This window comes from Burkholderia sp. BCC1977, from assembly GCF_905339595.1.
Classification (GTDB): domain Bacteria; phylum Pseudomonadota; class Gammaproteobacteria; order Burkholderiales; family Burkholderiaceae; genus Burkholderia.
Map to the genome: position 1 here is coordinate 14855 of NZ_CAJPGQ010000066.1, position 12365 is coordinate 27219.

General features: G+C 62.0%; 9 protein-coding genes. 4 read left to right on the forward strand and 5 right to left on the reverse strand.

Annotated elements, in window-relative coordinates:
• Positions 1-6 precede the first annotated feature (6 nt).
• Both U5771_RS32845 and U5771_RS32850 read left to right on the forward strand, forming a co-directional pair.
• On the forward strand, positions 7-318 hold the full coding sequence (locus U5771_RS32845; RefSeq protein ID WP_322027791.1) for a DUF4148 domain-containing protein: 312 nt from the start codon (positions 7-9) through the stop codon (positions 316-318).
• A 312-nt stretch (positions 319-630) separates the two neighbouring features.
• Positions 631-1344: a dienelactone hydrolase family protein gene (locus U5771_RS32850; RefSeq protein ID WP_322027792.1), complete on the forward strand. Its 714-nt coding sequence runs from the start codon at positions 631-633 to the stop codon at positions 1342-1344.
• Positions 1345-1856: 512 nt separating this feature from the next.
• Here U5771_RS32850 and U5771_RS32855 read toward each other — a convergent pair.
• Both U5771_RS32855 and U5771_RS32860 read right to left on the reverse strand, forming a co-directional pair.
• Positions 1857-2798, reverse strand: a complete 942-nt coding sequence (locus tag U5771_RS32855) for a LysR family transcriptional regulator (RefSeq protein ID WP_322027793.1) — start codon at positions 2796-2798, stop codon at positions 1857-1859.
• Positions 2799-3035: 237 nt separating this feature from the next.
• The gene (locus U5771_RS32860; protein ID WP_322027794.1) at positions 3036-4325 is read right to left on the reverse strand and encodes an adenylosuccinate synthase; all 1290 of its coding nucleotides are present in this window, start codon (positions 4323-4325) and stop codon (positions 3036-3038) included.
• 140 nt (positions 4326-4465) lie between these two features.
• Between U5771_RS32860 and gcvA the strand changes: the two genes are divergently transcribed.
• Positions 4466-5365 (forward strand): transcriptional regulator GcvA, encoded by a 900-nt coding sequence (gene gcvA, locus U5771_RS32865; RefSeq protein WP_322027795.1) that lies wholly within the window; start codon positions 4466-4468, stop codon positions 5363-5365.
• A 346-nt stretch (positions 5366-5711) separates the two neighbouring features.
• On the opposite strand, the gene U5771_RS32870 is transcribed toward gcvA, so the two are convergent.
• The gene (locus U5771_RS32870; RefSeq protein WP_322027796.1) at positions 5712-6038 is read right to left on the reverse strand and encodes a DUF4148 domain-containing protein; all 327 of its coding nucleotides are present in this window, start codon (positions 6036-6038) and stop codon (positions 5712-5714) included.
• A gap of 2571 nt (positions 6039-8609) precedes the next feature.
• Here U5771_RS32870 and U5771_RS32875 point away from each other — a divergent pair.
• Positions 8610-9926 (forward strand): replication initiation protein, encoded by a 1317-nt coding sequence (locus tag U5771_RS32875; RefSeq protein WP_059451727.1) that lies wholly within the window; start codon positions 8610-8612, stop codon positions 9924-9926.
• Positions 9927-10031: 105 nt separating this feature from the next.
• Here the strand turns inward: U5771_RS32875 and U5771_RS32880 are convergent, their stop codons facing one another.
• Positions 10032-11063, reverse strand: coding sequence for a ParB/RepB/Spo0J family partition protein (locus U5771_RS32880; RefSeq protein ID WP_322027797.1), 1032 nt, complete (start codon positions 11061-11063; stop codon positions 10032-10034).
• Positions 11056-11751, reverse strand: coding sequence for a ParA family protein (locus U5771_RS32885; protein WP_322027798.1), 696 nt, complete (start codon positions 11749-11751; stop codon positions 11056-11058). The genes U5771_RS32880 and U5771_RS32885 overlap by 8 nt, the downstream gene beginning before the upstream one ends.
• Positions 11752-12365 lie beyond the last annotated feature (614 nt).

Below are 12365 nucleotides of genomic sequence, written 5' to 3' on the forward strand. Positions count from 1 at the left end.
GTCACCATGAAGTCGTTCATCTACGCAGTCGCCGCTGCCACCGCCCTGTCCGCATCCTTTGGCGCATTCGCCCAGTCGAACCCGTCGGACCAATTGACGCGCGCCCAGGTCCGTGCAGAACTCGTCCAGCTCGAACAGGCCGGGTACAAGCCGGAAGTGTCCGACGTCCACTACCCGAATGCGCCGCAGACCGCGCAGGCACGCGTGACGAACAGCGACGCAACGGGTTACGGCGCACAGGCCGCCGCCGGCGTGCGTGCCGGCCGCGCGATCGCGGTCAAGCAGACCGCTCGCGACTCGGTCTATTTCGGTCAGTAAGACCACCGCACGCGGCGCGTACCGCGATACACCCGCTGCCGGCGCAACACCCCGCTCCCGTTCATCGGGGCGGGGTGTTGCGCTTTCTACCCACGCGACCTGCGCACTGCGCGAAGCCCGACCGACGCACGAGCGCGAATCGGCCGCCGCATCGCGCCGTTCACGCAGACCGCCGGCGTTTGCGCATAGAATGGCCGCGTGGTCGGCGCCGGCCGAAGCGAACGCGGGCGAAGCCTCGACTCACCGGGCATACCGCACTCGCTGGCCGACCCGATGCCGCACTCATCGCATTTTTCGAAAAGGAGCGGTTTCATGTCTCAAACATCCGGTTCCATGATCACGTTTCGCCGTCCGGACGGCCAGGAACTGCAGGGCTACCTCGCCACGCCGGAAAAGACCGAAGGTGCGCCCGCGGTCGTCGTCATCCAGGAGTGGTGGGGCCTGAATGACCAGATCCGCGGCGTCGCCGATCGCCTCGCGCGCTGCGGCTACTTCGCGCTCGTGCCCGACCTGTATCGCGGCAAGTCGACGGTCGAGGAGGAAGAAGCGCACCACCTGATGACGGGCCTCGATTTCGGCGATGCCGCGTCGCAGGACATTCCCGGCGCGGTGCAATACCTGAAGACGCGCGCCTCGCGCGTGGCGGTCACCGGCTTCTGCATGGGCGGCGCGCTCACGCTGCTGTCGCTGCAGTTCGCCGATGCGGACGCCGGCGTCACGTGGTACGGCTTCCCTCCGCTCGACTACCTCGATCCGTCGAAGATCAAGGTACCGTTGATGGGTCACTGGGGTACGCAGGATGCGTTCTTCGCGATCGATCAGGTCGATGCGCTGGAGAAGAAGCTGACCGACGCAAAGGTCGACGTCGATTTCCACCGCTATCTCGCGCATCACGCGTTCGCGAACGAAACGGCGGTCGGCCACGGCCGCATCGGCGGCACGCAGTTCGATCCGGTGTGGTCGCAGATCGCGTGGGATCGCACGCTCACGTTCTTCGGGCGCACGCTCTGGGACAAGCAGCAGTAATACCGCAGCGGGCACTCCCGGCTGCCGTGCGGCGATGCACGTCAAGCAAAACGCCACGGACTTGCATCCGTGGCGTTGTCGTTTACGGGGACGAATGTGTTGCGCGAGCGGCGGTGGCGCCTGTCGCGACCGCAAGACCGGCCTGGATGATCCGGCGGCAGGATCTGGATAGTCGGTCTGCCATGCTGTCCAGTGTTCGACAGGGAGGAAACGGAGGAGCGGGTTGCGCGCGGCCGGTTCGCGACGTGCAAACTGTCGCGTGGAAGCGCAAGCACGAGTCGAATCGATTCCAGGCGGTCGACGCTTCGCACCGAACCAACGATGTCCGATGTCGAAAGCAGGGGGTTTCATAACGGCGCGCAACGAGCGATGCAACCGGTCGGTGAAGTGGTGTCGCGTCGCTTTCACCTTCAAATTCGGTGTGCAAAATATCCTGCACGGTCGAACCTTGATTCACGGACTACGTAACGTGTGCCGCGACATTCGACCCGGCACACCTTGTCCACCTTCGCTCAGGACTCGCAGGAACCGCGCAGCGCGGCCTCGTCGGCGGACAGCATTTCAGGCACGCATTCGCGCAGGAAATCGACGAACGTGCGAATCTTCGCGTCGAGGTACTGGCGTGACGCGTACAGCGTGTAGACCGTCAGCTTCTGCAGCCGGTACTCGGGCAACACGCGAACCAGCGCCCCGCTCGCCAGTGCGGGCACCGCGGTCGACATCGGCAATGAGCCGATCCCGAGGCCGGCGCGCAACGCGGCGCCGAGCGCGTCGGCGATGTTGACCTGAAAATCCGGCAGCGGCAGTTCGAACGTCTCGTGACCGTCGGGGCCGTCGAGATGCCAGCGGTCGCGCGGAAAGATCGGCGTGACGATCTGCAGGCACGCATGCGCTTCGAGATCGCGCACGGTGCGCGGCGTACCGCGCTCCTTCAGGTACGCCGGCGACGCGCACAGCACGCTGTGCACATCGCCGAGCCGCTGCGACACCAGCCCCGAATCGGGCAACTCCGTCGTGCTCAGTTGCAGCGACACGTCGTAGCCTTCGTCGATGATGTCGGGCACGTGCTGCGACAGCGTGAGCTCGACCGCCACCGACGGATAGCGCTGCCGGTATCGCACCACCGCGGGCACCAGATAGGCCTGACCGAAACTGGTCGTCGCGTGCACATGCAGACGGCCCGACGGCTTCGCCTGCGCGTCGGCCGCCTCGGCTTCGGCTTCGTCGACATAGCCGAGGATGCGCTGGCATCGGTCGAGATAGCGCTGTCCGGCATCGGTCAATGCGATGCGGCGCGTGCTCCGGTTGAGCAGACGGGTGCGCAGGTGCGTTTCGAGTTGCGCGACCGAACGCGATGCGTAGGCGGTGGTGATGTCCAGGCGCTGGGCCGCGCTCGTGAAGCTGCCCTCCTCCGCCACCCGGACGAAAATGCGCATCATCTGTAACGTGTCCATCGACATGTCCCCGGGATTGAAATCGCCTTGCGGCGGCGCCCGCCCCGGCACGGTCCGGTCTGGCGCGAATTGTGCGGAACAGTACCGCAGCGGTGCAGGCGTGTCCAGTTTGCCGTGCGCCGCGGCGGCGGCCCGTCGTTCACGCGACAACCCATGCCGAAGGACGACCGGCACCGGATCGGTGCAGGCCGCATCGCAGCGGCCTGCCGGACACGCATTGCGCATGCCGCGTCGCGCTCAGGCCGGATCGAAGGGGTTGCTCAGCACGATCGTGTCTTCGCGCTCCGCGCCGGTCGTGATCATCGACACGGGCACGCCCGCGACCGCCTCGACGCGTGCGATGAAATCCTGCGCGGCACGCGGCAGCGCCGCGCGCTCGCGCACGCCCTTCACGGTGCCGGTCCACCCGGCGAATGTTTCGTAGACGGGGGTTGCGCGCGCCTGCGCATCGAGGCTCGCGGGCAGATGGTCGACGCGTGCGCCGTCGAGTTCGTAGCCGACGCACAGCTCGATCGACGCAAAGCCGTCGAGCACGTCGAGCTTGGTGAGCGCGAGCGAATCGATACCCGAGATTCGGACGGCCTGCCGCAACTGCGCGGCATCGAGCCATCCGCAGCGGCGCGGCCGGCCCGTGTTGACGCCGAATTCCTGCCCGCGTGCGCGCAGCGTTTCGCCGGTGGCGTCGGTCAGTTCGGTGAGGAACGGGCCGCCGCCGACGCGCGTCGCGTACGCCTTGGTCACGCCCAGCACGTGGCCGAGCTTCGACGCGCCGAGGCCCGTGCCGGCCGCCGCGGCCGAAGCAACGGTGCCCGACGACGTCACGAACGGATACGTGCCCCAGTCGATGTCGAGCATCACGGCCTGCGAACCCTCGAACAGAATGCGCTCGCCGCGGTCGTTCGCGTCGTTGAGGTCGGCCCACACGGGACGCACGAACGGCAGGATCTTCGGCGCGATGTCGACCAGCATTGCCAGCATCGCGTCGCGCGAGCACGGCTCGAGCCCCAGGCCACGGAACCATGCATTGTGGTGATCGACCAGCACGTCGAGTTTGTCGGCAAGCCGGCCCGGCTCCGCCAGATCGGCGACCCGCAACCCGCGGCGCCCCACCTTGTCCTCGTAGGCCGGCCCGATTCCGCGCAGCGTGGTGCCGATGGGTTCTCGACGCAGACGCTCCTGCGCCTGGTCGATCGCACGGTGGATCGGCAGGACCAGCGCGGCGTTCTCCGCGATCGACAGATTGTCCGGCGTCACCGACAGTCCGAGCTCCGTCATCCGCCCGATTTCGGCCAGCAGCGCCTCCGGATCGAGCGCCACGCCGTTGCCGATCACGCCGCGCTTGCCGCGCACGATGCCGCTCGGCAGCAGCGCGAGCTTGTACGTCTTGTCGCCGACGACGAGCGTATGGCCCGCGTTGTGGCCGCCGTTGTAGCGTGCGACGAGATCGGCCTGCGCAGCCAGCCAGTCCACGACGCGCCCCTTGCCTTCGTCACCCCATTGGGCGCCCACCACCACCACGTTCGGCATGTTCCATACTCCATGTGAGAAATCCAGACACATATTCCGGCCGCATCGGCCGTTTGTGTGCCATATTGGCGGAGCAGGATCGCCCGATCAAACGATTAAATCTGAGCATTCGCGTGAGTAAATTTAACGCGAAACGGTAAATGGCCCGACGACTCCCTCCGTTGAATTCGCTGCGCGCGTTCGAAGCCGCGGCCCGGCTCGGCAGTTTCACGCTCGCCGCCGACGAACTGTGCGTGACGCATGGCGCGATCAGCCGGCATGTCCAGCAACTGGAGGCATGGCTTGGCCGGCCGCTGTTCGAACGGCACAACCGGCGGGTCGAACTGACCGATGCCGGTCGCGCGTACCTCGCCGAGGTCGGTGCATCGTTCGACCGGATCGCGCTGGCCACCGCACAGCATTTCGGCCAGGGGCAGCAGCGCGTGCTGCGCGTCAGCGCGCCCGCGACGTTTTCGCTGCGCTGGCTCGTGCCGAAGCTGTCGTCGTTCCAGGTTGCGCATCCGGCCATCGAGGTGCGGCTGTCGACCTCGAACGAGCCGATCGAGAAGTTGCGCGACAAGGTCGACCTGATCGTCCGCGGCGGCCCGCAGGCAATCGACGGATATGTCGCCGAGGAATTCCTGTCCGAAGTCCGGCTGCCCGTCTGCGCGCCGAAGCTGCTCGAGGGCCGGCCGTTGCGTACGCCGGCGGATCTCGCCGGCTTCACGCTGCTGCATGCGGCGACTTATCCCGGCATGTGGCCCGAGTGGCTCGCGGCGGCCGGGCACGCGAATCTGGTGCCGCGGCACTCGCTCACGCTCGAGCATTTCTATCTGACGCTGCAAGGCGCACTCGACGGCCTCGGCGTCGCGATGGGGCCGATCGCGCTCGTTGCGGACGACATTGCCGAAGGCCGGCTGGTGCAGCCGTTCAGCGAACCGGCACTGCCGCCGTGGCGCTATTTCACTTATGTGGCGGGCGCACGCGCGGAGGACGAAGCCGTGCGGGCATTCAAGGACTGGCTGAAAGCGACGGGGAACGCAGCGGCCGCGCGGCGCTGACTATGTCGGTATGTCGGCGACGGTCGGTCGGTGCGGTTTTCGAGCACCGTTGCGCTGAAGCGTATTGCTCGTGCATGAACGTCTTTCGTCCTTCGTGATTCATCCAGTGAATTGTTATATTCCGTAGGATTCCTCTGAGCCTGAACAGGCTGGACGGCGCGTCTCGTTCACGGAGAGCAGGAAGGTTCAACACATCGAGGTGGTTTCCACCTCATCCAAAAACAAAGTACATCGAATTAATCGATGCGGATGTGATACCCGCATGGGTGCCCGGACGCGCATCGCGTTTCCGCAGCACAAACGACAAACCCCGGCTCGAGCCGGGGCCTTTCTCGCGAGGGAAAGCTTATTGGCTTGCGCCAGCGGCTTCGCCCGCCTTCTTCTGAGCGTTCTGCAGGTTCTGCGGATAGTTCGGATCGTTGGCCGCCGGCTTGTAGCCCGCGTCTTCGAGTTTCTTCAGTTCGGCGGTGTTCTTCGCGCGCGCTGCCTTGTGTTCGGCTTTGCGTTTTGCCCGTGCTGCCTTGTGTGCTTCACGCTTGGCGGCTTTCGCATCCTGTGCCGCCGGTGCGGCCGGTGCGCTAGCGTCGGTCTGCGCGAACACCGGAGCGGCCGAGCCGAAGAGGAACGCTGCTGCCGTAGCAGCCAGCGTCAGTTTTTTGATCTGGATTTGCATCGCTGAACTCTCTTTTCTGATTGGTCACGGAGTGAAAGCACATCGAGATACCGCCCCTGCCCCTGGTCGGTCGTCATGTCGCGATCAGGGCCTTTGCATCATAACCGCGTTGCAAAAAATGTGGCGCCATCGTGCGTACATTCTTGGGGATACACGTATGGGATACGTCGTATCGTCACGTGTCGCGCGCGCCCGTTCGATCCTCGTTTCGCCGGGGCCGCGGCAATGCATCACGCTCGGGCATCACGCGACATGCGCGACCGTGGCAACCGTGCGACGAAGCGGATTGTTCCGTCGATGGCGGCAGGTTGCCGATGAAGATGAGGATGAGATCCGTTTCGGCGCTTCGCACACTCGTACGATGCCGACTGTTTCACCCGTGGAATTTGCTGCTCGTGCAACGCGACCTTCGCCTCATGAGCGCGACATGCAATGGAATCGCGGACCTGTGCGCCATGTTGTGATTCGCTGCGGCGCGAGCGACGCTTCTTCCCATAAACGGCCACGATTCATTCTGTGCCGAGTCTGACTCGTTCCGCTGCACGTCAACACGATACGCTGCGGACAATCGGGTAACCGATCGCCGCGTGCATGGTTACCTGTCCGGCACTATTCGTCGCCACTTGTGGGAGACGACGTGCGCGGGCAGAGACGGCATCTGCCGCACAAGGTGAACGCTTGGATCCGCATTCGTTCACGATTGGCCGCGGACATCACGCGAGCGCATCGCATGTGCGAGTGTGCGGCGCTCGTCATCGTGCCGACGTCACGAAGAGTCTCGAGCCTGTGCGACGAGGACGCCCGCAGGTCTGGCGCTGCGTGCGGGCCTCACAGTTTTTGCATCGGGTGACCGTGTCTGGTACGGAGGCGTCGCGTACACGGTTCATCAATCCGAGGGCACCTTGTCGGTGAGCTTTTGCAGGACTCGCCAACTTCCAACGGTGAGAATGTTCGGGATTCAAACTCGGACCCGATGAGGGTGAGCTTTGTTGATGGTCCTCGCCTCACGTTCTGGGCAATGCCGGGCTTGCCGTGATCGAGCCGTCCAAGATCGCGTTCTCGCGCAGCACAGGGATGCGATTCTCGTCCAGCCGATCGCGATACAGAGCTGCTTCCGGTACCGGCCCAAAGGTAGAAAACTGCGAGGCCGAATGAACGGAGCATGAGCCAAGCGATGTCGTCTGTGCACGGATTGCTGACTGAAAAGTGCCGAGCAGGCCGGCGCGCGATAGCCGAAGACTTCTCCACGGAAGCGCCGATAAAGTCGCCAAAAAAACTGCTCGGGGATGGATTCCGACGATTTCTCACTGCTGTGAGGGAAACCCGCGATATTCCGGTGTCGCGGGCGGCGGTCGTCGTCTGCGGGTAATCCCGGATGGGAAGCGTGCCGCTGTGGGCGTTTTCCGGTCCCATAAATGGGAACCTATGTGCTGAAAACGAGGATTTCCTCCCATAAGTTTCTACGTTTGAGCTCTTGTTAGTAGGTACTCACCTTCGTGGGAAGCCTTGTCAGGCCTGGGAGGCTTGCAGAATGGGGCAAATAGAGGGGGTTCCACAGGCCGAAGGCCTGGATTGCTGTGCTTGTCGAGCACTTCCGGTTCGCTTTGGTAGCGGTTTATGGGGGTTGTTTTTCTGCATAGGCACACGTGTGTTTACATCTTTGGTAAACCACGTTTACTTCTTTAACTACTTTTAGACGGCTCACAGCCTTGTCTGCCAAGGGTTTGACAGGTGTTCGGTACCCATTTATGGGAGTACAGGCGGAAGGGTATGGGGCTTCAGGTCTGTGGATTTGGGGAATCGGGTACCGAGTTGTGGGAAATGGGGGTTGTGGATATGGGGCACGCGTAGCCCGTTATGGGATTTTGCCCCGAAAACCCTTCAGGTAGCCCTCTATGGGGGAATCCATTGGTAGCCATTTATGGTGCGTCCTTGGCGATCTTTCCGCGTCGTCGGGCACAGCATTTTATGTGGGGTTGCCGGTTATGGGATGGATTTCAGGTAGTCGTTTATGGGTGCCTGCACAGACCGGAGGATCTCGTTTTGCTCGTCCCTGCGGAAGCACAGTCCCATAAACAGGATCAGGCCGGCGGAAAGGTTACCTTCTGTGGGGAAATTTGAAGGTAGTCATCCATGGGGGGAATTTTTGCCTCGTGGGCACGGATGAAGACAAAACGCCAAGCCGGTGGATTCCGTCAGGTACCCATTCATGGGACGCGTTAAAGGTAGCGTGTTATGGGGGTAACGCAGATCGTGTTGCAGGGCACCACGAATCGGGTTCGCCAATCCCGTTTCGGTCGATTGCTTCCCATGAATGGGTACCTTCAGTAGGGCAAGTCCCGTGCCGGATCCTGGCGACAGATCGCACAGGTAGCAGGTTTTGGGAGCTGTTTTTGGCCGAAAGGTATATGGATATGGGGTTCCGAACAAATCGGAAAACTGGAATTTTTCCTTTTTCAACAAGCTGTTAGCGATAATATTGAAAGTGATACTGGAGAAAGAGGCGTTGCTCGGCGGCATGAAAAGGTATAAAGTCCGCCATCAACACGGTCACCTTCTCCGGACATCACGATGCCGCGTAAGCCCGCAATCAAAGGCTCCGACAAGCAGGTTTCGCTATTTCAGACGCCCGAGCCTCCCGATCTGCTGCGCAAGGCGGTCCAGGCAATTCATATCGCTCCGAAGTCCGGAAAGATCGGCCTGCAGCAGCGCAAGATGTTCAGCTCGCTGATCAAGAACGCTCTTCGTCAGGAAGCGTTCGAGCCCGGCCGGACAAGCTTCTCGATCTCGATCGCCGCGCTCTCGCACGAGAGCGGGTTGAACAGCAACAACACGAAGTATGTGAAGGACACGGTCAACTCCCTGATCAGTACCGTCGTCAACTGGGACTACCTTGCCGCGGACCGCTCGACGGTGTGGAAGGCGTCGGGCCTGCTCGCCGGCGCCGAGCTCGAGCAATCGGTGCTGAAGTACAGTTTCTCCGACCAGATTCGCAGCGAGCTGCTCAATCCGGAAATCTATGCGCTCATCGATATGCGGATCGCGCGCGAGTTTCGGCGCTCGCACTCGCTTGCCCTGTGGGAAAACACGGTGCGCTACGAGGGGATCGGCATCACGGCGAAGATTCCGCTGCCGAAATTCCGCGATCTCATCCTCGGCCAGGACAAGGCGTCGCAGTCGTACAAGGAGTACAAGCTCTTCAAGAGCAAGGTCCTGGTGCCGTGCATTCAGGAGGTGAACGAAGTTTCCGACCATACGCTCGAACTGATCGAACACAAGTCAGGTCGCAGCGTGGAGGCCGTCCAGTTCAAGGTGACGCGCAAGCAGAGCGCGGATACGGTCGAGGAAGGCGACGTCAAGAACGAAGCGCTCGTCGACGAGGTCGCCAAGTTCGGCATCCCGCGTTCGGAAGCGCGCCGGTTGATCACGCAGTACGGTGTGCAGCGCATCAAGGCGGCAATCGCCTATACGCTCAATCGGACTACGAAGAAGAACGCAGCGCCGGTCGACAACGTGGCCGCGTATTTCCGCAAGGCGCTGACGCACGGCTATACGCTGGCCGACGGGCAGGGCACCGAAACGGCCGCGCCGGCAAAGGAATCTGCTCAGAGCAAGCAGGAACAGATTCGCGACAAATACCTGGCCGCGAAGGTCGACGAAGCCGGTGCGTATTTCCGCGAGCTGGAGATCGACGACCAGACCAAACTGATCGAGCGCTACAACGAGACGGTGGCCGGTTCGAAGGATCTCACGCTGTCGCCGAAGAAGAAGGCGAGCAAGCTGGCGCAAACCAGTTTCTTCCGGTGGCTGGCGCTCGATACCTGGGGCGAACCGACCTCGGACGACTTGCTGGAATTCCTGCTGAAAAGCAGCCTCGCGACCAACTGATCAAGGCCTCGTCGCCTGGCATGCGCCGTGTACCGGACTTCATCCGGCTGCGCGGTGCCATGCAGGTGCGAGGCCTTTGTCTTGCGCGTGTACTTTATTGCGCGCCTACTTTTGCGCGGCTTCCGCCAGTTCGGCGACGTACGCGTCGATTACGGTCTTGAGCCGGTCGGCGAGCGTTTCCTGGTGGGACGCATCGACTCCCTTCAGTTGCAGGTCCAGACGTCCGTCCGGATAGGTCTTCAACTGACCGATCGCGCGTGATTCGAGCGCGAAATCGTGACGAACGCTGTAGCGCGTGCGTCCCGTCTTCTTGTTGCCGTCGCTCTGCGCGCGCAGGAAATTCTCGAGGTCGCGTACCGACTTTTTCCGGTCGATCACCGCCGTGAGCAGACGGTCGGCAGCCGGTTCGCCCAGACGCTCGAAAATCAGCTTCAGGAAGTACGCCGCCTGCAGGCCGACCACATCGTTCGCGCCAGCCATCCGTTCGAGCAGCGTGTTGGGCAGTGCGTTCAGCGACAGCGTCTTGCTGATCGATGCCTTGTCCTTGCCGATCTTCTCCGCGAGCGTGTTCTGGTCAGGGAAGACCTTTTCGTCGAGAAGGCGCTTCCACGCGACCGCATCGTCGAAGATCGTCTGGCGCTCGTGGTCGTGGTTGGCGCGATAGGCGATCGTATAGAGCTGTTCGGGCGTGTGGTCCGTGCGGAACGTCGCGTTGATCGTCTCGTCGCCGTTGATGCTCGTCGCGCGCAACCGGCGTTGCCCGTCGATCACGACGAGCTTGCCGGGAAATTCCGGGAGACGCGTGACCTTGATCGGCTCGATCTGCCCTTCCCGCTTCAGCGTCAGGGCGAGCTCGTGCAGGCTCGACTCCGAATAGAACACGCGCGGGTTGAACGGGTTCGGGATGCAGTCCTTGACTGCGACCTTCTGCGGCGCGCCAAGATCGATCGCGTCGGCGGGCGTGGCCGCGGTCGGGGCAACAGGGGTTGCGGTTTCTACGGCAGGACTCGACGCGGGCGTCGGCTCGGGCAGGCGCGTTTCCAGCGCCGCGTTTTCCTGCGCGAGCCCGCGCAGCAGGCCGGCCGCGAGATGCAGGTTACCGGTCGGCTTCTTGTCTTTCGATGTGTCCTTAGCCATGAGCGGCTCCGATAGCGCGCGTCGACGCGATGTATTGGGCCATTTCGGTGACCAGTCTCTCGATTTCCGCGCGGGCTTCCTTCAGCCCCTTCAGGTATCGATTGTGATGATGGATCGTGGTGCCGAGGGCGAAAGTCTGCCGGTAGACCTCGCGCTGCGCGATCTGGCTGTCGAGTAGATGCTCCCCTATTTCCTCAGCCCTTAGAATTTTTAAAATTTCTTCACGCATTTTAGTTTTTCCATTGACGCTATTCAGCATCAGCGCGGAAGACAAATTCGGGTTACGAACCGCACGCATCGACTCGATCATGCGAATCATCGCGACGGTGCTGTACAGGTCGGCCGGCGACGGCGACAGCGGCACGAGGCAGAAATCGGCGACTTCGAGCACGGACGCGATGCGCGGGTCTTCGAGGTTGCCCGGGCAGTCGACGACGATCACATCGAAATTTGCATCCTGCTTCTTGATCTCGCCGCCGATACCGCGACCGGCGGGGGCCAATGACAGAACCGTCATCGGGAGCGTATTTTCCCCGCTCGTGACCCATCTGACGGACGTGCCTTGAGGGTCGGCATCGATCAAGGCGACCTTGTTGCCGCCGGCTTCGAAGGCCGCTGCGATATTGACGGAGATGGTCGTCTTTCCAGTACCACCTTTTTGATTGCTGACGGCGATCTTGAAAGCCATTAAATTCCTCCAAGGAGTTTTGCGTAATATATGCAGTTGTTGTTGAAAAGTCCAGAAAAGTGTTAGACGGCGAGAGAAATTTTCTGATTGATGTAGTTGTTACGTGACAAGCAGGCCAAATGGCCAGGAAATTATTCGCATGTGAAATCGAATGAAGAATAGAAATAGATGAAATTTCATTCGAAATGGAGGGTGCTAATGGAGTTCTTAGAACTTGAGCGCCGAAAGCCAGAAGAAATCGCAGTGCTGATTCAAAACGTTATTTCGTTATCGTTTTGGACATGCTGGTGCAGTTTTGCTATCGACTTGCGACCCTGAGTAGCGTCGGAATCTGCAGTTGTCACGTGACAAGTCGATACGGTTAGTTAGGAACCACAAATGCGTGTCGACAGGGACAATGCAAACTCGATCCGCGACGTAATCCCGGGGAATCCTTCAGCCTATTTCCTCATTGCTGCAGGTTGCGTTCAGATATGACGGCCGGAGCCGGAGCCGGAGCCGGAGCCGGAGCCGGAGCCGGAGCCGGAGCCGGAGCTGGAGCCGGAGCCGGAGCTGGAGCTGGAGCTGGAGCTGGAGCTGGAGCTGGAGCTGGAGCTGGAGCTGGAGCGTGATCG